The 20,401-nt window shown below is 67.1% G+C and carries 14 protein-coding genes and 4 tRNA genes; 11 read left to right on the plus strand and 7 right to left on the minus strand.

The genetic code is table 11. The annotated features are described in order from the left end of the window. The 6 genes from PK606_RS14175 to hpnC form a co-directional block, all read right to left on the minus strand. The coding region (locus tag PK606_RS14175) for a SufD family Fe-S cluster assembly protein (protein WP_324564903.1) at positions 1 to 902 on the minus strand (902 nt) is incomplete at its 3' end. A 370-nt stretch (positions 903 to 1,272) separates the two neighbouring features. Continuing rightward, positions 1,273 to 2,193 carry a YicC/YloC family endoribonuclease gene (locus PK606_RS14180; RefSeq protein WP_324564904.1) on the minus strand — a complete coding sequence of 307 codons (921 nt, stop codon included), beginning with the start codon at positions 2,191 to 2,193 and terminating at the stop codon, positions 1,273 to 1,275. Between the two features lie 81 nt (positions 2,194 to 2,274). Beyond that, positions 2,275 to 2,348, minus strand: a tRNA-Gly gene (locus PK606_RS14185). A gap of 25 nt (positions 2,349 to 2,373) precedes the next feature. Then, a complete protein-coding gene (hpnE, locus tag PK606_RS14190) occupies positions 2,374 to 3,705 on the minus strand; it encodes a hydroxysqualene dehydroxylase HpnE (RefSeq protein ID WP_324564905.1) in 1,332 nt (443 codons plus the stop codon). Between the two features lie 129 nt (positions 3,706 to 3,834). After that, a complete protein-coding gene (gene hpnD / locus PK606_RS14195; RefSeq protein WP_324564906.1) occupies positions 3,835 to 4,701 on the minus strand; it encodes a presqualene diphosphate synthase HpnD in 867 nt (288 codons plus the stop codon). After that, positions 4,698 to 5,591, minus strand: a complete 894-nt coding sequence (gene hpnC, locus PK606_RS14200) for a squalene synthase HpnC (protein WP_324564907.1) — start codon at positions 5,589 to 5,591, stop codon at positions 4,698 to 4,700. Before hpnC ends, hpnD begins: the two co-directional genes overlap by 4 nt. 180 nt (positions 5,592 to 5,771) lie before the next feature. Between hpnC and PK606_RS14205 the strand changes: the two genes are divergently transcribed. The 3 genes from PK606_RS14205 (at position 5,772) to PK606_RS14215 (ending at position 10,383) form a co-directional block, all read left to right on the plus strand. Next, positions 5,772 to 6,830, plus strand: coding sequence for an efflux RND transporter periplasmic adaptor subunit (locus PK606_RS14205; RefSeq protein ID WP_324564918.1), 1,059 nt, complete (start codon positions 5,772 to 5,774; stop codon positions 6,828 to 6,830). An 8-nt stretch (positions 6,831 to 6,838) separates the two neighbouring features. Next, positions 6,839 to 10,075, plus strand: coding sequence for an efflux RND transporter permease subunit (locus PK606_RS14210; protein ID WP_324564910.1), 3,237 nt, complete (start codon positions 6,839 to 6,841; stop codon positions 10,073 to 10,075). Positions 10,076 to 10,296: 221 nt separating this feature from the next. Further along, positions 10,297 to 10,383, plus strand: a tRNA-Leu gene (locus PK606_RS14215). Positions 10,384 to 10,550: 167 nt separating this feature from the next. On the opposite strand, the gene PK606_RS14220 is transcribed toward PK606_RS14215, so the two are convergent. Then, positions 10,551 to 12,185, minus strand: a complete 1,635-nt coding sequence (locus tag PK606_RS14220; RefSeq protein WP_324564912.1) for a 4-hydroxyphenylacetate 3-hydroxylase family protein — start codon at positions 12,183 to 12,185, stop codon at positions 10,551 to 10,553. A gap of 75 nt (positions 12,186 to 12,260) precedes the next feature. On the opposite strand from PK606_RS14220, the gene PK606_RS14225 reads away from it, so the two are divergent. From PK606_RS14225 to PK606_RS14260, 8 genes are all read left to right on the plus strand, one after another. Then, on the plus strand, positions 12,261 to 12,947 hold the full coding sequence (locus PK606_RS14225; RefSeq protein WP_324564913.1) for a TetR/AcrR family transcriptional regulator: 687 nt from the start codon (positions 12,261 to 12,263) through the stop codon (positions 12,945 to 12,947). An 80-nt stretch (positions 12,948 to 13,027) separates the two neighbouring features. After that, positions 13,028 to 13,411 (plus strand): 4'-phosphopantetheinyl transferase superfamily protein, encoded by a 384-nt coding sequence (locus PK606_RS14230; protein WP_324564914.1) that lies wholly within the window; start codon positions 13,028 to 13,030, stop codon positions 13,409 to 13,411. A 387-nt stretch (positions 13,412 to 13,798) separates the two neighbouring features. Continuing rightward, positions 13,799 to 15,115 carry a trigger factor gene (gene tig, locus PK606_RS14235; protein ID WP_324564919.1) on the plus strand — a complete coding sequence of 439 codons (1,317 nt, stop codon included), beginning with the start codon at positions 13,799 to 13,801 and terminating at the stop codon, positions 15,113 to 15,115. 125 nt (positions 15,116 to 15,240) lie between these two features. Continuing rightward, positions 15,241 to 15,852, plus strand: a complete 612-nt coding sequence (clpP, locus tag PK606_RS14240) for an ATP-dependent Clp endopeptidase proteolytic subunit ClpP (protein WP_324564915.1) — start codon at positions 15,241 to 15,243, stop codon at positions 15,850 to 15,852. A 123-nt stretch (positions 15,853 to 15,975) separates the two neighbouring features. Further along, complete coding sequence (gene clpX / locus PK606_RS14245; RefSeq protein WP_324564916.1) at positions 15,976 to 17,241, plus strand: ATP-dependent Clp protease ATP-binding subunit ClpX; 1,266 nt, start codon at positions 15,976 to 15,978, stop codon at positions 17,239 to 17,241. Positions 17,242 to 17,424: 183 nt separating this feature from the next. Further along, on the plus strand, positions 17,425 to 19,857 hold the full coding sequence (lon, locus tag PK606_RS14250) for an endopeptidase La (RefSeq protein ID WP_324564917.1): 2,433 nt from the start codon (positions 17,425 to 17,427) through the stop codon (positions 19,855 to 19,857). A gap of 87 nt (positions 19,858 to 19,944) precedes the next feature. Next, positions 19,945 to 20,020 (plus strand) — tRNA-Gly (locus PK606_RS14255). 96 nt (positions 20,021 to 20,116) lie between these two features. After that, a tRNA-Cys gene (locus PK606_RS14260) sits at positions 20,117 to 20,190 on the plus strand. The last annotated feature ends 211 nt before the right edge of the window (positions 20,191 to 20,401 follow it).

Genomic DNA, 20,401 nt, shown 5'->3' on the forward strand with positions numbered 1-20,401 from the left:
CGCTTGGTGACGAAGTTGTAGATGCCGCCGACGCCGTTCTCGTCGCCCGGGTACCAGTTCTGCACCGTCGAGTACTTGATGTGCGCGTCGTCGTGGGCGATCAGCTCGACCACCGCGGCGTGCAGCTGGTTCTCGTCGCGCTGCGGCGCGGTGCAGCCTTCCAGGTAACTGACATGGCTGCCCGGCTCGGCGACGATCAGGGTGCGCTCGAACTGGCCGGTGTTCTGCGCATTGATGCGGAAGTAGGACGACAGCTCCATCGGGCAGCGCACACCCTCCGGGATGTAGACGAAGGAGCCGTCGGAGAACACCGCCGAGTTCAGCGCGGCGTAGAAGTTGTCGCCCTGCGGCACCACCATGCCGAGGTATTTCTCGATCAGCTCCGGATGGTTCTGCACCGCATGCGAGAACGAGCAGAAGATCACGCCGACCTTGGCCAGCTCCTCGCGGAAGGTGGTGCCGACCGAGACCGAGTCGAACACCGCGTCGACCGCGACACCGGCCAGCTTGGCGCGTTCGTGCAGCGGTACGCCCAGCTTCTCGTAGGTCTCGAGCAGCTTGGGGTCGACCTCGTCCATACTCTTGGGGCCTTCCTTGTGCGACTTCGGCGCCGAGTAGTAGGACAGCGCCTGGAAGTCGATCGGCTCGATGCGCAGACGCGCCCAGTCGGGCTTGGGCATGGCGAACCAGCGCTCCAGCGCGGCCAGGCGCCACTTGAGCAGGAACTCGGGCTCCTTCTTGATGCGCGAGATCGATCGGATGGTGCCCTCGTCGAGTCCAGGCGGTAGCGAAACCGACTCGATGTCGGTGACGAAGCCGTGCTCGTAGGGGCGCTGCAATGAGCGCTCGAGCGCGTCCTCGGTCTCGACCGTGGGGGTTGGTGTAGATTCAAGCACAGACATGCGCTGTCTCCGTTAGAAGCGCCGCGTCATTGCGGCCGTAGGCGGAAGGGTAGCAAAGCCGTCCGGAATTCGCACGCGACGCGCGCCCGCGCGCGAATCGCGCACGGCGACCGACGCGCACACGCCAACCGCATGCGCCGACGCCGCGTGGTGGGTTCCTGGCGCAGGCGCAAGAAAACGGACCGAATTCATAGATGCATTCATTATGCATCTTTATGCGATGCCGTGAAAGCCGGCAGCTTTTCTTGCACGCTGGCGATGCCGTTCAGGCCAGGACGCAGGCCACGCTCTGCGTGCCTATCGGCTGGCAATGACGCGGTGCCGACCGCGTCTGGCCTGCCGCCGCGTGGATGGCCGTGATCTCGGCGCCCTACTCGATGTTCTGCACCTGCTCGCGCATCTGCTCGATCAGCACCTTCATGTCGACCGCGATGCGCGTCAGCTCGAGCGTCGAGGACTTCGAGCCCAGCGTATTGGCTTCGCGGTGCAGTTCCTGGATCAGGAAGTCCAGCCGCTTGCCGATCTCGCCGCCCTTGCTCAGCACGCCCTCGATCTCGTCGAGATGGGTGATCAGGCGTCCCAGCTCCTCGGCGATGTCGATGCGGATCGCGAACGCCGTGGCCTCGGCCAGCGCGCGCTCCTGCGCTGCTTCGGCGGGTGCACCGCCCTCGCTGCCGGCCAGGGCGTCGTTCCAGCGCGCCAGAAAACGCTGCTTCTGCGCCTCGACCGCTTCCGGCACCAGCGGCTCGGCGCGGCGGGCCAGTTCGCGCAGCTGCGTGATCCGGTCGCGCAGCAATTGCGCCAGGCGCGCGCCTTCACGCCCGCGCGCCGCGATGAAATCGTCCAGCACCTGGTCAGTCAGCGGCAGCAGCGCTTCGGCCAGATCGGTGGCCGCCGGGTGGGTGCCGCCGATCGCCAGCCGCAGCACGTCGCTGACGGTCATCGGCGCCGCGTCCGGCAGCCACACCCGCACCTGCTCCTGCAGGCCGGCCAGCCGGCGCAGCAGGGCCGCCGAGGGTTCCGCCACGGCGGCGGCATCGTGGTATTCGACGTGCACGCGCAACTCGACCTTGCCGCGCCGCAGGCGCTTGCCGAGCAGTTCGCGCAAGGCGGGCTCATGCTGGCGCAACTCGTCGGGCAGCCGGAAGCCGAGGTCCAGGAAACGGCTGTTGACCGAGCGCAGCTCGATACCGAGCCGCGCCTGCGCCGCCGACTTCGCGCCCTGGCCGGACGCGGCCTTGGCGATCGCCTGCTGACCGCTGGCGTAGCCGGTCATGCTGTAAACGGACATGGAAAAGCGACTCCAGTGATGGAGGATGGCCGGTGATCACGCTCGGTGAACCGCCGTGCGGCACGGCGTGATTCGGGGGCCTGGAGCGGGCGATGGGAATCGAACCCACGTCTTGAGCTTGGGAAGCTCAGGTCCTGCCATTGAACGACGCCCGCGCGGCCAGCGAATTCTACTGGAGCGCTACTGCAGCGCCTGTGCGGCCTGCAGTCCGCTGCGCACCGCGCCTTCGAGGGTGGCGGGGTAGGCGCCGTCGACGTAGTCGCCGCACGCCCACAGGCCGGGCGCGATGGCGCCGGCAGGGCGGTGCAGGCCGGGCGTGCAGGCGAAGGTGGCGCGCTTCTCGATCACGGTGAGCAGCGGCGTGACGGTCAGGCCAAGCTGGCGCCGGGCCTGCGCCACGACGGCGGCTTCCAGCGCGCTGCGTTCGCCGCGGCTGGTGCTGACGACGAAAGCCAGCAGGCGCGTGGCCTCCCGTTCCGGCAACGCAATGGCATCGCGCTCGAACACGAACTGCGCCGGTTCGGCCGCGCTGGAGTGCAATGCCAGCGCCGGTGGCCGCAAGGGTGCGTGCGGCGCATCGACCTGCGCGTAGACGGTGCTGATGGCGTGGTGCTGCAAACGGGTCGCATGGTCGCACCAGGTCTGCAGGTGCTCGGTCATCGGCGCGTCATCCGCCGGCAGGCTGCGCCTGAGCAGTTGCACGGCCGCCGGCGCCGCAGTGGCGATGATGACCTGGTCGAACAGTTGCCCATTCAGCCGCCCATTCAGCCGCCAGTGCGCCATCTGGCGATGCAGCGTGTCGATGCGCGTACCGAGGTGGACCACGCCGCCGCGCGCCTCGGTCCAGCGCGCCGCGGCTTGGGGGAACAGGGCGCTCAGGTCGGTGCGCGGCAGCAGCATGTTGGAGCCGCCGCTGGCGGCGAACAGGCCGTCGTGCAGCACGCGCAGGAACATGCGCGCGCTGGCCTGTGGCAGCGGCGTGTTGAGCGCCGAGATGCACAGCGGCTCGATGAACTCGCGGATCAGGCGGGGCGGCAGCCGGGTGCACAGTTCGGCGACGCTGAGCCGTGCGTCGCAGCTGAAGCCGGCGCGGCGCCAGCGCATGGCTTCACGCAGCAGGGCGATGCGCTCGCCCCAGGACCAGCCGCGCGCTGCCAGGATGCCGGCTGCGGCGTCGATCGGTGCCGGCAGCCTGGGCAGTTGCAGCCCGCTGCCGTCGGCGAAGCGCAGCGTCAGCGGCAGGCGCAGCAGCGCCTCGTCGGGGTCGATTCCCACCGTGCGCATCAGTTGCAGGCAGTCGGTGTAGGCGCCGATAAGGATGTGCTGGCCGTTGTCGACCTGCACCTGCCGGCCGTCCGGCAGCGTCAACGGCAGGCCGCGCGCGCGGCCGCCGAGCTGGCGTGCGGCTTCGAATACGGTGACCTGGTGCCCCAGTTGCACCGCGCGCACGGCCGCCGCCATGCCGGCCCAGCCGGCGCCGACGATGGCGACGCGCAAACTAGGGTTGTCCAAGGCAACCATGCAAGTGGCCGCGGAGCAGGCCGGGCCAGCGAACGCCGTGGCCGGACCTGCGCCGGCCACTGGCGTTGTCCCCCCTCGCGTGGCAGAGGGGGGAAGACGCGAAGCGGCTCAGGGGGATGTTCAAAATCTCCCCAGCGCCTGCATCTTCCACGCGAGCCACAGCTTGCGCAGCGGCGTCAGGGCGATGTGCTGGTGCAGCACCTGGAAGTTGTCGGCCTCGATCTCGCGCAGCAGCGTGCGGTAGATGCTGGCCATCATCAGGCCGGGTTTCTGGCTCTGGCGGTCGGCGGCGGGCAGCAGGGCCAGCGCCTCGTCGTACAGCCGGTGGGCGCGCTCGGCCTGGAACTTCATCAGCGCCGTGAAGCGGTCGGAATACTGCCGCGTCAGCAGTTCCTGCGCCTCGACGCCGAAGCGCTGCAGTTCGTCCTGCGGCAGGTAGATGCGGTTGCGCCGCGCGTCGTCGCCGACGTCGCGGATGATGTTGGTGAGCTGGAACGCCAGGCCGAGCCGGTGCGCGTAGGCGGTGGTTTCCGGCACCTGCTGGCCGAAGATGCGCGCCGATGCCTCGCCGACCACGCCGGCGACCAGGTGGCAGTAGCGCTGCAGTGCGACGAAGTCCGGGTAGCGGAACTGCGACAAGTCCATCTCGCAGCCTTCGACCACCGCCAGCAGATGGCGCGGTTCGATGCCGAATTCGGCGGTGTAGGGCAGCAGTGCCTGTGTGACCGGGTGCGTCGGCTTACCGCCGAAGGCGCGGCCGATCTCGGCCTGCCACCAGGCCAGCTTGGTGGCGGCGACGCCCGGGTCGCTGACCTCGTCAACCACGTCGTCGACCTCGCGGCAGAAGGCGTAGAACGCAGTGATGGCCGCGCGACGCGGCGGCGGCAGGAAGCGGAAGGCGTAGTAGAAGCTGCTGCCGGACGCGGCGGCCTTCTGCTGGACGTAGGCTTGCGGCGTGGGTGCTGGCGGGTGGGCGGCTTGGGTCACGCAGGCGATTGTCCCATTGCCGGTTGCCGCATCCGCAGCATGCGCCAGGCGATGACGGGCGCATCGCGCTTGCCGACGGTGGGGCGCTGCGCGAGCGTGCGGTGATGCAGCGCCGTGATCTTGTCGAGGATGCGCAGGCCGCCTTGCACCACGGCGCGCAGCTCCCAGCCGGCGCGGCCGGGAACGCGGTGCACCAGGGGCGCGCCGCGCAGCATGGTCCGGCGTGCGTATTCGACCAGTGAGGCGATCAGGGCGGCGCTCCGTTCGTCATCGCGCAGCGCCTGGAAGTCGCGCGCCGGATCGGTGATGCCGATGCCATGCGCGGCGCAGTCGGCCAGCGGCAGGTAATAGCGGCCGCGTGGGATGTCGCGGCTCAGGTCCTGCCAGAAGTTGATCAGCTGCAGCGCGGTGCAGATGGCGTCGCTCTGCCGCAGCGAGGCGGCGTCGCGCACGCCGTACAGGTGCAGCAGCAGGCGGCCGACCGGACTGGCCGAGCGGCCGCAGTAGTCGAGCAGTTCGGCCATGTCGGCGTAGGCGGCGCCGTCGCGTGTCTTGAGCACGTCCTGCGCGAAGGCAGAAAGCAGGTCGTCCAGTGGTTGCAGGGGCAGGGCGAAGGCCCGTGCCTGTGCCGCCAGCGGCGTGAACACCTGCGGCCAGCGTCCGGACGGTGCGTCGCTGGCGAAGACGGCATGCAGATCGGCGCGGTAGTCGGCCAGATCGGCCAGGCGCGGTTCGGCTGGTGCGTCGCCCTCGTCGGCGATGTCGTCGGCGGTGCGCGCGAAGTGGTAGATGGCGGCGATGGGCGCGCGCAGGCGCGGCGGGCACAGCCAGGACGCCACGGGAAAGTTCTCGTAATGGTCGATGGCGGGCGGGCGGGCGTCGGCGGGCATGGGCGTCGGCGATTGTGCCTGCGCAGATCTTGACAGCACATGACGGATAAAATAGATTACTAACCAGTCAGTCATTAAATCGTCACAGTCTCCGTGAACAAGTCGAGCGAAGCGCCACCGTCGGCCGGCCCTTGGGTCGGCCTTTTTCGACTCGCGGCGGCCGGGGTGGCGGCTGTGCTGATGCTGGCGGCGTGCTCCAAGGCGCCGCCGCCCGAGGAGCCGGTGCGCGCGGTCAAGCTGGTCACCGTGGGCGAGAGCCGGCTTGAAGCCCAGCACGAATACGCCGGCGAAGTGCGCGCCCGGGTCGAGTCGCGGCTGGGCTTTCGCGTCGGCGGCAAGATCGTGCGGCGTGCGGTCGAGCCCGGCCAGCGCGTGCGTGCCGGCCAGCTGCTGGCGCAGCTGGATGCACGCGACTACCAGCTCGCCGCCGACGCCGCGCGGGCGCAACTGCGCGCCGCCACCACGCAGCGCGACCTGGCGGCGGCCGACCTGAAGCGCTACCAGTCATTGAGGGACGACGGCTTCATCAGCGGCGCCGAGATGGAGCGCCGCAGCGCGCAGCTGAAGGCCGCGCAGGCCACGCTCGACCAGGCGCAGGCGCAGCTGGCGGCGCAGGGCAACCAGACGGGATACACGAACTTGGTCGCCGATGCGGCTGGCATCGTGACCGGTGTCGAGGCCGAGGTCGGCCAGGTGATCGGTGCCGGCACGCCGGTGGTGCGCATCGCCCAGGACGGCGCGCGTGACGTCGTGTTCGCGGTGCCGGAAGACCGCGTCGGCGCCGTGCGCGTCGGCCAGCCGGTGGATGTGCGCGTGTGGGCCGGCGATGCGCGTCTGGCCGGCAGCGTGCGCGAAGTCGCCGCCGCGGCAGACCCGGGGACGCGCACCTACGCCGTCAAGGTGGCGCTGGCGGGCGCGGCGCCGCCGCTGGGTGCGACCGCCTACGTGACGCCGCGTGACGGCGGCGCGCCGGACCAGCCTGCGATCAAGCTGCCGACCAGCGCGCTGTGGCAGCAGGGCCAGGGCAGCGCGGTGTGGGTGTTCGACGAGGCCAGCGGCACGGTGCGCGCGCAGGCGGTGCAGGTGGCGGGTGCCGACGGCAACGAGGCCGTGATCAGCGCAGGCGTGGCGCCCGGCATGCGCGTGGTCGCCAGTGGCGTCCACGTGCTGGCGCCGGGCCAGCAGGTGACGGTGTACCGGCCCCGCTACGAAGTGCCATCCACCGAGTCGGCGCGCTGAAAGTCCGCATGAGCGAATCCGCACCGCCCACCGCCGGCGTCAGCCGGCTGCGCGATCCCAGGCCGGGCTTCAACCTGTCGCGCTGGGCGCTGCAGCACGCGCCGCTGATGCGCTACCTGATGCTGGTGCTGATGCTGCTGGGCGCGGCGGCGTACTTCCAGCTCGGCCAGGACGAGGATCCGCCGTTCACCTTTCGCGTCATGGTGGTGCGCACCTTCTGGCCCGGTGCCACCGCCGCGCAGATGGCCGAGCAGGTCACCGACAAGATCGAGCGCACGCTGCAGGAGGTGCCCTACGCCGACAAGATCCGCAGCTATTCGAAGCCGGGCGAGTCGCTGATCATCTTCCAGCTCAAGGACAACTCGCCGCCGCGCGAGGTGCCCCAGATCTGGTATACGGCACGCAAGAAGGTCGGCGACATGCGGCACGCCCTGCCGCAGAGCGTGCAGGGGCCGTTCTTCAACGACGACTTCGGCGACGTCTACGGCGTGATCTACGCGTTGTCGGGCGACGGCTTCTCGCCGGCCGAACTCAAGCGCTTCGCTGACGACGCGCGCCAGCGCCTGCTGCGCGTCAAGGACGTGGCCAAGGTCGAGCTGTTCGGCGTGCAGGACGAGAAGATCTACGTCGAAATCCCGCAGAAGCGCCTGGCGCAGTTGGGCCTGGACATGAACCAGGTGATCGGACAGCTCGGCGCGCAGAACGCGGTCGAATCGGCCGGGGCGGTGCAGACGCCGCTGGACGTGGTGCAGGTCCGTGTCGGCGGGCAGTTCAACGACGTCGAGGCCCTGCGGGCGATGCCGATTAGTGGTGCCTCGGGCGCGCTGCTCAGGCTCGGCGACATCGCCGAGATCAGCCGTGGCTACGTCGATCCGCCGCAGGTCAAGGTGCGCCACGACGGCCGCGAGGTGATCGCGCTGGGCGTGTCGATGGCCAAGGGCGGCGACGTGATCGCGCTCGGCCAGGCGCTGGAGGAGGCCAGCGCGCGCATCGGGCAATCGCTGCCGCTGGGCGTGCAGCTGGCGCAGGTGCAGGACCAGCCCAAGGCGGTGGCCGATTCGGTGAACGAGTTCGTCAAGGTACTGATCGAGGCGGTGGTGATCGTGCTGGCGGTGAGCTTTCTCTCGCTCGGCCTGCACAAGCGGCCCGGCCGGAACCCGAGCAATCCGATGCTTTTCTGGCGCCGCTGGACGCTGGACATGCGCCCCGGCCTGGTGGTCGGCATCACGATTCCGCTGGTGCTGGCGGTGACCTTCCTGGCCATGCAGTACTGGGGCATCGGGCTGCACAAGATCTCGCTCGGCTCGCTCATCATCGCGCTCGGCCTGCTGGTCGACGACGCCATCATCGCCATCGAGATGATGGTGCGCAAGATGGAGGAGGGCTACGACAGGTTCCGCGCCGCCACCTTCGCCTACGAGATCACCGCCATCCCGATGCTGACGGGCACGCTGATCACGGCGGTGGGCTTTCTGCCGATCGGGTTGGCCAAGTCGATGACGGGCGAATACACCTTCGCCATCTTCGCCGTCACGGTGATCGCGCTGCTGGTGAGCTGGGTCGCCTCGGTGATGTTCGTGCCGCTGCTGGGTGCCTGGCTGCTGCGCGTGCCGCCGCACGTGGCCGCGGCGCGCGCGGCGGCGCTGAACAACAGCGCGTCGGCGCATGACGAGCCGCACGAGGTGTTCGACACACCGTTCTACAACAGCTTCCGGCGCCTGGTGCGCTGGTGCGTGGTGCACCGCTGGCTGACCATCGGTGCCACGGCGCTGCTGTTCGGCCTGGGCGTATTCGGCATGACTAGGGTGCAGCAGCAGTTCTTCCCGGACTCGGTGCGGCCCGAGATCCTGGTCGACCTGTGGTCGCCCGAGGGCACGTCCTTCGCTGCCAACGAGGAGGTCGCGAAACGCGTCGAGGCGAGGTTGCTGGCCGAGCCGGAGGTGGCCGGCGTCACGCAGTGGATCGGCGCCGGCGTACCGCGCTTCTACCTGCCGCTGGACCAGATCTTTCCGCAGACCAACGTTTCGCAACTGATCGTGATGCCGCGTGACACGGCCACGCGCGCGCTGTTGCTCAAGCGCATCCCCACCGTGCTGGCGCAGGAATTTCCCGAGGTGCGTGGCCGCGTCAAGCTGCTGCCGAACGGGCCGCCGGTGGCGTACCCGGTGCAGTTCCGCGTCATCGGGCCCGAGCCGCAGCGGCTGCGCGCGCACGCCGACGAGGTGGTGGCGGCGTTGCGCGCCAGCCCCAACACGCGCGGCGTCAACGACAACTGGAACGAGTCGGTCAAGGTGATGCGGCTGGAGGTCGACCAGGCCAAGGCGCGTGCGCTCGGCGTCAGCAGCCAGTCGATCGCGCAGGCCGGCCGCGTGCTGCTCGCCGGCAGCACGGTGGGGCAGTACCGTGAAGAGGACCTGTTGATCGACATCGTGCTGCGTCAGCCACTGGAAGAGCGCGACGCCATCAGCGCCATCGCCAACGCCTACGTGCCGACGGCCAGCGGCCGATCGATCCCTTTGGCACAGGTCGCTCGCCCCGTGTTCGGCTGGGAGCCCGGCGTGCTGTGGCGCGAGAACCGCGACTACGCCATCACCGTCAACGCCGACGTGGTCGAGGGGTTGCAGGGTGCCACGGTGACGAACCAGCTGCTGCCCGGTCTGCGCGCGCTGGAGGCCGGATGGGCGCGCGCGGGCGACGCCGGCTACCGCATCGAGGTGGCCGGCGCGGTCGAGGAAAGCAGCAAGGGTTCGGCCTCGATCGCGGCTGGCGTGCCGATCATGCTGTTCATCGTCTTCACGCTGCTGATGCTGCAGCTGCACTCTTTCAGTCGTGCCTTGCTGGTGTTCCTGACCGGCCCGCTCGGCATTGCCGGCGTGGCGGCGGCGCTGCTGGTGCTGAACCGGCCGTTCGGCTTCGTCGCGCTGTTGGGCGTGATCGCGCTGATGGGCATGATCCAGCGCAACTCGGTGATTCTGATCGACCAGATCGAGCAGGACCGCGCGCGCGGGGTCCCGACCTGGGACGCCATCGTCGAAGCTGCCGTGCGCCGCCTGCGCCCGATCGTGCTGACCGCCGCCGCGGCCGTGCTGGCGATGATCCCGCTGTCGCGCAGCGTGTTCTGGGGCCCGATGGCGGTGGCCATCATGGGCGGCCTGATTGTCGCCACGGCACTGACCCTGCTGGCGCTGCCGGCGATGTACGCCGCCTGGTTCCGGGTCCGGCCGCCGGCGCCCACGGTGGGGTGAGCACGGTAGCTTGGGTAGGGCCCAGCGAAGCCCAACAGGGGCGCGCCTACCCCACCGCCCTCTTGTTGGGGTTCTCTGCGCTCGCCACCAACCTGCTGCGCGGCGATGAGCGGGGCGCTGGTTAGCACGCGTCATCAGCCAAGGTAAAATGCTTAGTTCGCCAAACTCGGTGGGGCGGTTGCAGTCCTTGCAAACCGCCCGCTTCGTTTCAGCTTAGGTCAGCGCGGGTGGCGAAATTGGTAGACGCACCAGGTTTAGGTCCTGACGCCAGCAATGGTGTGGGGGTTCGAGTCCCCCCCCGCGCACCACGGTCGAATCCAGCCGAGTCCTGCTGCATCCAGCACGTCGATCCCGCGCGTGATCCCGCGTCGGATTCGAGCTGGATGTATTTGGGGAAAGTGAAGCGCAGCCGGGGAGCCGAGGTTGAATGTCAAGGTGTCCGTGTATCGGCCGCCAGAGCGGCTGAGTTGGCTGTTCAGTTCATCGATGGGCCGTGATCATCGGCCTTACGGCTCGCAGGCATTGGCACCATCACCGGCTGCCCCGGCACCGAACAGCCGGCGTCGCAGCAGCGCCCAGGCTGGCGGTTCCTGGTGATCGCGCGGCGCGGATCGTGCACCACGCCGCGCTCCAGCAGGCGTTCGACCAATTCCACCTTGTTGCCCAGGGGGTAGTTGCGCCAGATCTCCTGCTTCATCGCCGCCGGTGAGCCGCCGCCATGCAGGCTGATGAGCGAGTACCAGCCGCCCTGGTACGACGCCGTCAGATCCTCGATGAAGCGCGCAGTCTGGATACGCTTGTCATAGGGGATGTCGGGGTTGGCACGCAGCACCTCGGCCAGGCTGGCGGCAGTGGCCGGGTTGTGGTCCTCGTCCGGACCGGGCAGTGCGACGATCAGCCCGCCGCTGACCTCGTGCGCCAGCCGGTGCATGTCGTAGATCTGCGTGGCCAGCAGCAACTTGCCGATGTTGGCGAACACTGGTTCCGGCATGAACGAGCCGCTGTGCGGGTCCTGCGTGGCATAGACGCTGGCCGCGACACCGCAGGCGAAGAAACCCTCGGTGATCTTGATCAACTCCACCATCGGCTCGCGAAGGCTGCTCTTGCGATCAGGGTCGAGACCATTGGCCTCGCACATCAGCGCGCCGGCACCGATCAGCAGGTCGCCGAAGCCGGCGCGCGCGCCAATGCAGCTATGCCGATGGTGGGTCGCGTAGCTGTAGGTCAGCACATGGCTGTGCTCCCAGTCGCCGGCGTAGAACACACGCTCCCAAGGCACGAAGACCTTATCGAACAGGACCACCGCGGTGGCCTGGCCGTACTTGCGCGAGAACAGCGCGTCGCCGTGCTCCAGCTTCTCGCCCGGCCGGCCCGCCGGGCGCGAGACGATGGTGATGCCGTCGGCGTCGACCGGCACCGCGCAGCAGACCGAGAAGGCCTCGTCCTCGCGCCCCATGTTGCGGCTCGGCATGACCAGCAACTCGTGCATGTAGGGCGCGCCAGTGACGATCGCCTTGGTGCCGCTGATCACGATGCCCTTGCCGTTGCTTTCGACCACATGGATGTAGCTATCGGGATTGGCCTGCTGGTGCGGCTTTCTGCTGCGATCGCCCTTGGCGTCGGTCATCGCGATGCCGAGCGACAGGTCCTCATCCTGTACGCGCGCCAGGTAGGCATCGAAGCGTGCGCGGTGCTCGGTTGAACCCTTGGCGTCGTCGATGTGTGCCACCGCCTGGCCGATGCCGTTGAGCGCATCGTGCGCGAGGTAGCGCTGCGCACAACCGGTTTCCTGACACAGCACGCGCACTGCCTCGAGCTTGTTTAGCAGGTCGCCAGCTGACTCGTTGACGTGCAGCATGCGGCTGACAACGCGGTTGCGGCTGTGCTGCGTCGCCAGCGCGATCGGCGCCAGTTCCGCGTGCAGGGCGTAGTCGTAGGTGAAGGCGAGTGCGTTGACGCCCGGCCGGAACGCCGGCTCGTCGGCGACGCTGGCCACCTCGCGCCCATCGACGAAGACCCTGGGCTTGTACTGGCGCAGCGATTCGCGGTACTCCTCGCCCGACATCAGCTTGACCCGGCTGGCTGGCGCTGCTTGGGTGGATGCATCCATGACCGTCTCCGTCGAACAATACGGCTACTATTTGAACAGTGTTCAATTTGTTAGTCAATGTTTATACTGCCTCGCATGGACCTGCCTGCCGTGCCCAAGCGCTCCCGCCGTTCCCCTGTCAAGGTGGCCAGGACGGCCGACGACCCACGTCGACGCCGGCATCAGGCGCTGGCGGAGGTCAGGCGCGAACTCGTGCTCGACGCGGCCCGCTCGGCGTTCTTCGAGCTTGGCATGGAGAAAGCCAGCATCCGGGAGATTGCGCACCGCGCCGGTTACACGCCAGGCGCGATCTACAGTTACTTCGCCAGCAAGGAAGAGGTCTACGGCGCCCTGCTGGCCGAGTCGCTGGAGCGGCTGAATGCTGAGGTGCAGAAGGCTCTTGGGCGGGCAGGCGATGACCGGGCGCGGTTGCAGGTTTCGGCCACGGCATTCTTCGACTTCTACCGCGAGAATCCGCGTGACCTCGACTTGGGCTTCTACCTGTTCCAGGGCATGAAGCCGCGTGGCCTGACGCCGGCTTTGAACGAGGCGCTGAACGCGCGCCTGCGCGATGCGCTGCGGCCGGTCCAGGACGCGCTTGAAGCGCTCGGCCTTGCGCCCGATACCGCGCTGGCGGAAACCACGGCACTGTTTGCACACACCGTGGGCTTGCTGGTGCTCAGTCACACGGGACGCATCCGGATGTTCAAGCAGGCCTCGCAAGACCTGTTCCGTGCCTACCTGGATCAGTTGCTCGTTCGAGCGGCCGCGGGTGATCGGTGAGTGGCAATGGTATCTGCCCGCTGGCGATCGGCGGATCTTCCCTGTAAGGTGGGCTGCGGTTGGGCTGACCGCATTCTGGTTTGTCCATCAGCTACGAGGCAGGCATTGTCCTGCTGGCGCTCTTCGCGGGCGGCGAGGTCGGCGTCGATATCGCAACCATCGACGCAACGCATCTTTCAGATGAGCTGCTGCGGATGGCGGCCCTCTACTTGCCACCGAACGAAGTTTCCGTCATGCCCGGCTGCGCATCGCCAGCAGCATCGGCGCGCGCCTTTCTCGAGAGCTGGACCCGACAGGAGGCGCGCTTGAAGTGTGCGCGACAGCCACTGGTGGAATGGTCGCCTGCATTGCAAGCGGGGATTGCTGGCCTGCATGCTTCAGCGGTGGAACTGCCCGACACCGTCGATCCGAACAGTGTGGCGACGGTCGCGTGGCGATCAGCTCAGCGACCTTCGTGGTCGTGACACGGTCATCAGGGTGTTGCGACGTGACAGCATCGCACGGAACCTGGATGAGCCGGCATGGGTGCCACAAAATGACCCGCTAGCACCCGCGTGCACCCAGATCCCATGGAGACGTGCAAACCCGGCAGATCTGAGCGTATCGCGCGGATTGCTGCCGGCACGGCGCCGACGGCAATGACATTGCGGGACTGGGGCCCCTGCTCATGGGGAAGCCCTCGTTCCCAGCGGTGCGCGGCGGATGCCTGGAGGATCCGCGGCCATTACAATACCCGGTTCTGTCGCGCATAGTCGCCCGCTGATTTCCTGCTAAGCCATCCAAGTGGTTGCCACCCATAGGCGTTCGACTCGCCCCCGCGCACCACGATATCCAACTTGAGAGAACACACCATGGCCGTGAATGTCGAAACACTTGAGAAGCTCGAGCGCAAGATCACGCTGACGCTGCCCGTCGAAACCATCAAGAACGAGGTCGACGCGCGCCTGCGCAAGCTGGCCCGTACCGTGCGCATGGACGGTTTCCGTCCTGGCAAGGTGCCGATCAGCATCGTGACGCAGCAGTACGGCTACTCGGTGCAGTACGAGGTGATGAACGACAAGGTAGGCGAGGCCTTCTTCAGCGCCGCCAACGAGGCCAATTTGCGCGTGGCCGGCCAGCCCACCATCACCGAGGCCGAGGGCGCGCCCGAGGGCCAGGTGAGCTTCGACGCCGTGTTCGAGGTGTTCCCGGATGTCAAGATCGGCGACCTGGCCACGGCCGAGATCGAGCGGCTCAGCGCCGACGTCGGCGACGAGGCCATCGACCGCACCATCGAGATCCTGCGCAAGCAGCGCCGCAGCTTCGCCCAGCGTGCCAAGGATGCCGCTGCTGCGGATGACGACCGCGTGACGGTGGACTTCGTCGGCAAGATCGACGGCGAGCCGTTCGAGGGCGGCAAGGCCGAGGACTTCCAGTTCGTGATCGGCGAAGGCCAGATGCTGAAGGAGTTCGAGGACGCCGTGCGCGGCATGAAGGCGGGCGAGAGCAAGACCTTCCCGCTGGCCTTCCCCGAGGACTACCACGGCAAGGACGTGGCCGGCAAGACGGCCGACTTCATGGTCACGGTGAACAAGATCGAGGCGGCGCACCTGCCTGAAGTCAACGAGCAGCTGGCCAAGTCGCTGGGCGTGAAGGACGGCAGCGTCGAGGGCCTGCGTGCCGACATCCGCCAGAACCTGGAGCGCGAGGTCAGGTTCCGCCTCAACCAGCGCAACAAGCAAGCGGTGATGGACGCGCTGGTGGCCAAGTCCGAGCTGGACCTGCCCAAGTCCAGCGTGCAGGCCGAGCTGGACCGCATGGTCGAGAGCGCCCGCGCCGACCTGAAGGCGCGCGGCATCAAGGACGTCGAAAAGCTGCCGATCCCCGAGGACAGCTTCCGCCCGCAGGCCGAGCAGCGCGTGCGCCTTGGCCTGGTGGTGGCGGAACTGGTGAAGGCGCACGAGCTGCAGGCCAAGCCCGAGCAGATCAAGGCGCAGGTCGAGGAACTGGCCGCCAGCTACGAGAAGCCGGACGAGGTGGTGCGCTACTACTACGCCGACAACCGCCGCCTGGCCGACGTCGAGGCCATGGTGATCGAGAGCAACGTGACCGATTACGTGCTCGGCCAGGCCAAGGTGACCGACAAGAAGCTCGGCTTCGACGAGCTGATGGGCCAGCAGCCGGGCTGATCGGCTGGTTCCGCCGGGCCGCCCGTGGTGGCCCCGGCGGTCGGTGACAATGGGGCTTGGAATCGGCCGGTTCCGGCCCCATTTGCCTTTTTATCGAGAACACGGACAACACAGACGGAGCCTTGATGAGCACTTACGAAACCCAGCGCAACCTGGGACTGATCCCGATGGTGGTCGAGCAGTCCGGCCGCGGCGAGCGCTCCTACGACATCTATTCGCGCCTGCTGAAGGAGCGCGTGATCTTCCTGGTCGGCGAGGTCAACGACCAGACCGCCAACCTGGTGGTGGCGCAGCTGCTGTTCCTGGAAAGCGAGAACCCCGACAAGGACATCTCGCTGTACATCAACTCACCCGGCGGCAGCGTGACGGCTGGCATGTCGATCTACGACACCATGCAGTTCATCAAGCCCGACGTGTCGACCATGTGCCTGGGTTTCGCGGCCAGCATGGGCGCGTTCCTGCTGGCGGCCGGTGCCAAGGGCAAGCGCTACAGCCTGCCCAACAGCAAGGTGATGATCCACCAGGTGCTGGGCGGCGCACGCGGCCAGGCCACCGACATCGAGATCCATGCGCGCGACATCCTGCGCACCAAGGAGCAGATGAACCGCATCCTGGCCGAGCGCACCGGCCAGACGCTGGAGAAGATCCAGCACGACACCGAGCGCGACTACTTCATGACGGCCACCGAGGCCAGGGACTACGGCATCGTCGATCAGGTGATCGCGAACAGGCCTTGAACCCCCTGAGCGCCTGACGGCGCTTCCCCCTTCTGCTTCGCAAGGGGGACAACGCCGATGCCCGGCGCAGCGAGTGGCATGATTTGGTTATCATGCGCCGAACCATCATGAAACTGTCACCCAATGGCCGATAAAAAAGGCTCTTCCAGCGAAAAGACGCTGTACTGCTCGTTCTGCGGCAAGAGCCAGCACGAGGTCAAGAAGCTGATCGCCGGCCCGTCGGTGTTCATCTGCGACGAGTGCATCGAACTGTGCAACGACATCATCCGCGAGGAAGTGCCCGCGGAGGGTGCTGCGGGCGAGCCCAGGACGGATCTTCCGACGCCAGCCGACATCAAGACCAACCTCGACAACTACGTCATCGGACAGGAGCGCGCCAAGCGCACGCTGTCGGTGGCGGTGTACAACCACTACAAGCGCCTGAAGCACAAGGAAGAGGCCAAGGGCAGCGACGTCGAACTGGCCAAGAGCAACATCCTGCTGATCGGTCCCACCGGCTCCGGCAAGACGCTGCTGGCGCAGACGCTGGCGCGCCAGCTCGACGTGCCCTTCATCATGGCCGACGCCACCACGCTGACCGAAGCCGGCTACGTCGGCGAGGACGTCGAGAACATCATCAGCAAGCTGCTGCAAAGCTGCAACTACGACGTCGAGCGCGCGCAGCGCGGCATCATCTACATCGACGAGATCGACAAGATCAGCCGCAAGGCCGACAACCCCAGCATCACGCGCGACGTCTCGGGCGAGGGCGTGCAGCAGGCGCTGCTGAAGCTGATCGAGGGCACCATGGCCAGCATCCCGCCGCAGGGCGGGCGCAAGCACCCGAACCAGGACTTCCTGCAGATCGACACGACCAACATCCTGTTCATCTGCGGCGGCGCGTTCGCGGGGCTGGAGAAGGTGATCGAGGCGCGCACCGAGGCCAGCGGCATCGGTTTTGGCGCCACCGTGCGCAGCAAGCAGCAGCGCTCGATCAGCGAGGCGTTCCAGGACGTCGAGCCGGAAGATCTGATCAAGTACGGCATCATCCCCGAACTGGTCGGCCGCATGCCCGTGGTGGCGACACTGGCCGAGCTGACCGAGGATGCGCTGGTGCAGATCCTGACCGAGCCCAAGAATGCGCTGGTCAAGCAGTTCAGCCGCCTGCTGCAGATGGAAGGCGTCGAGCTGGAAATCCGCACCAGCGCGCTCAAAGCCATCGCGCGCAAGGCGCTGGCGCGCAAGACCGGTGCGCGCGGCCTGCGCTCGATCCTCGAAGGCGCGCTGATCGATGTCATGTTCGACCTGCCGCACACCGCCGGCGTGGCCAAGGTGGTGGTCGACGAGAACACCATCGAGGACAACCAGCCGCCGCTGCTGGTGTACCGGGAAGCTGCCAAGAAGGCCTGATCCGGCCCATCTGGCGTGTGGCCAAGCCGGGGCGCGCCCACCACTTCAGCGAAGCGGATATTTCACCGCGATGACGGTGCCAGCTCGGCGTGAATTGCGCCCACTGCGCGCCGCCACCCTCCGACTGGGTTGAAAATGGGGCCTGAGCAGCCACATTCAGCTTGATCATCCCGAGGATTCTTCATGTCCGGAACCACCCCCCTGCCTGCCGACCCCATCGATCTGCCGCTGCTGCCGCTGCGCGATGTGGTGGTTTTCCCCCACATGGTCATTCCGCTGTTCGTGGGCCGGCCGAAGAGCATCAAGGCGCTCGAGACCGCCATGGCCGCCGAGCGCCGCATCATGCTGGTGGCGCAGAAGACCGCCGCCAAGGACGAGCCCGTCGTCGGCGACATGTTCGAGGTCGGCTGCGTCTCCACCATCCTGCAGATGCTCAAGCTGCCCGACGGCACCGTGAAGGTGCTGGTCGAGGGCCAGCAGCGCGCCACGGTGACGCACATCGACGACGGCGAGACGCACTTCACCGCCACCGTGACGCCGCTGGAGGTGTCCGACGCCGACAAGGACAACGCCGAGGTCGAGGCGCTGCGCCGCGCCGTGATGCAGCAGTTCGACCAGTACGTCAAGCTGAACAAGAAGATCCCACCCGAGATCCTGACCTCGATCGCCAGCATCGACGAGCCCGGCCGCCTGGCCGACACCATCGCGGCGCACCTGCCGCTCAAGCTCGAGAACAAGCAGGCGGTGCTCGATCTGTCAAGCGTCAAGGAGCGGCTCGAGAACCTGTTCGAGCAGCTCGAGCGCGAGGTCGACATCCTCAACGTCGACAAGAAGATCCGCGGCCGCGTCAAGCGCCAGATGGAGAAGAACCAGCGCGACTTCTACCTCAACGAGCAGGTCAAGGCGATCCAGAAGGAGCTCGGCGAGGGCGAGGAGGGCGCCGACATCGAGGAGATCGAGCGCAAGATCAAGGCCGCCCGCATGCCGCGCGAGGCACGCAAGAAGGCCGACGGCGAGCTGAAGAAACTCAAGCTGATGTCGCCCATGTCGGCCGAGGCCACCGTGGTGCGCAACTACATCGACGTGCTGGTCGGCCTGCCCTGGGCCAAGAAGACCAAGATCAAGCACGACCTGGCGTTTGCCGAGAACGTGCTCAACGAAGATCACTACGGGCTCGAGAAGGTCAAGGACCGCATCCTCGAATACCTGGCGGTGCAGCAGCGCGTGGACAAGGTCAAGGCGCCGATCCTGTGCCTGGTCGGCCCGCCCGGCGTCGGCAAGACCTCGCTCGGCCAATCGGTGGCCAAGGCCACCGGCCGCAAGTACGTGCGCATGGCGCTGGGCGGCATGCGCGACGAGGCCGAGATCCGCGGCCACCGCCGCACCTACATCGGCGCCATGCCGGGCAAGGTGCTGCAGAGCCTGAACAAGGTCGGAACGCGCAACCCGCTGTTCCTGCTCGACGAGATCGACAAGCTGGGCATGGACTTCCGCGGCGACCCATCGAGCGCGCTGCTGGAGGTGCTGGACCCGGAGCAGAACCACACCTTCAGCGACCACTACGTCGAGGTCGATTTCGACCTTTCCGACGTGATGTTCGTGGCCACCAGCAACTCGATGAACATCCCGCCGGCGCTGCTGGACCGGATGGAGGTGATCCGCCTGTCGGGCTACACCGAGGACGAGAAGACCAACATCGCCATCAAGTACCTGCTGCCCAAGCAGATGCGGAACAACGGCGTCAAGGACGAGGAACTGTCGGTGTCCGAGGACGCGGTGCGCGACATCGTGCGTTACTACACGCGCGAGGCCGGCGTGCGTTCGCTCGAGCGCGAGCTGTCCAAGATCTGCCGCAAGGTGGTCAAGGCGCTGCAACTCAAGCAGATGGAGCCACAGGTCCAGGTCACCGCCGAGAACCTGAACGATTTCCTCGGTGTGCGCAAGTTCAACTACGGCCGCGCCGAGGAGCAGAACCAGGTCGGCCAGGTGGTCGGCCTGGCCTGGACCGAAGTCGGCGGCGACCTGCTGACGATCGAGGCCGCCACCATGCCGGGCAAGGGCAACGTGCAGCGCACCGGCCAGTTGGGCGAGGTGATGAAGGAATCGGTCGAGGCGGCGCGCACCGTGGTGCGCTCGCGCGCCCGCGGGCTCGGCATCCGCGACGAGGTGTTCGAGAAGCGTGACTTCCACATCCACGTGCCCGACGGCGCCACGCCCAAGGACGGCCCCAGCGCCGGCATCGCCATGACCACGGCGATCGTCTCGGCGCTGACCGGCATCCCGGTGCGCGGCGACGTGGCGATGACCGGCGAGATCACCTTGCGTGGCGAAGTCACCGCCATCGGCGGCCTGAAGGAGAAGCTGCTGGCGGCCCTGCGGGGCGGCATCAAGACCGTGCTGATCCCGGAAGAGAACGTCAAGGATCTGCAGGAGATCCCGGCCAACGTCAAGGACGGCCTGAAGATCATCCCGGTCAAGTGGATCGACAAGGTGCTGGAGTTCGCCCTTGAGCGTCAGCCGGTGCCGCTGACCGACGACGAGGCCACGGCGGAAGCACCGCCGCCCGCGCCCGCTGCCGCCAAGAAGACCACGGAGCGACGGGCGGTCAAGCACTGAGTCATTGGGGTCTGCGAGGCCGTGAAAAAAATTCGCGTGAACCAATGGTTGATGCGAAATTTCAGGCTATAATGCAAGGCTCACAACGCGGGAATAGCTCAGTTGGTAGAGCGCAACCTTGCCAAGGTTGAGGTCGCGAGTTCGAGCCTCGTTTCCCGCTCCAACATATGATCGCTGGTCCACCAAGCCAGCGGTTGCCGCCAGAAAAGGGAAGCAGCCGCTTCCCTTTTTTATCGGGCTTGCTGGATTCCTTCTTTCCGGCGCGTTAGCAAAGCGGTTATGCAACGGATTGCAAATCCGTCCAGTCCGGTTCGACTCCGGAACGCGCCTCCAGGCTACAGCAGGAAAGCACGCTACATGAACTGTAGCGTGCTTTTTTTCTTTGGTGCTGATGTGACCACGGATGCAAGCATTTTTCGCCTATGGTGAGCACGGAGACGCGTGGTTGCGCATCGTTGCTCGCGTAGGGCAGCGGGATTTCGGCACCGACGTCAATCGGCGCGACGATTAACACCTGAGCGCGGAAGGGAATCTGCTATACTTG

The organism is Ottowia sp. (genome assembly GCF_035444425.1).
Taxonomy (GTDB): domain Bacteria; phylum Pseudomonadota; class Gammaproteobacteria; order Burkholderiales; family Burkholderiaceae_C; genus Ottowia.

Bases quoted from the DNA above. Each gene is read 5' to 3' on its own strand.
- PK606_RS14205 (WP_324564918.1), top strand. From the start codon at position 5,772: ATGCTGGCGGCGTGCTCCAAGGCGCCGCCGCCCGAGGAGCCGGTGCGC.
- PK606_RS14225 (WP_324564913.1), top strand. From the start codon at position 12,261: ATGGACCTGCCTGCCGTGCCCAAGCGCTCCCGCCGTTCCCCTGTCAAG.
- PK606_RS14180 (WP_324564904.1), bottom strand. From the start codon at position 2,193: ATGTCCGTTTACAGCATGACCGGCTACGCCAGCGGTCAGCAGGCGATC.
- PK606_RS14210 (WP_324564910.1), top strand. From the start codon at position 6,839: ATGAGCGAATCCGCACCGCCCACCGCCGGCGTCAGCCGGCTGCGCGAT.
- clpX (WP_324564916.1), top strand. From the start codon at position 15,976: ATGGCCGATAAAAAAGGCTCTTCCAGCGAAAAGACGCTGTACTGCTCG.
- PK606_RS14220 (WP_324564912.1), bottom strand. From the start codon at position 12,185: ATGGATGCATCCACCCAAGCAGCGCCAGCCAGCCGGGTCAAGCTGATG.
- lon (WP_324564917.1), top strand. From the start codon at position 17,425: ATGTCCGGAACCACCCCCCTGCCTGCCGACCCCATCGATCTGCCGCTG.
- clpP (WP_324564915.1), top strand. From the start codon at position 15,241: ATGAGCACTTACGAAACCCAGCGCAACCTGGGACTGATCCCGATGGTG.
- hpnC (WP_324564907.1), bottom strand. From the start codon at position 5,591: ATGCCCGCCGACGCCCGCCCGCCCGCCATCGACCATTACGAGAACTTT.
- tig (WP_324564919.1), top strand. From the start codon at position 13,799: ATGGCCGTGAATGTCGAAACACTTGAGAAGCTCGAGCGCAAGATCACG.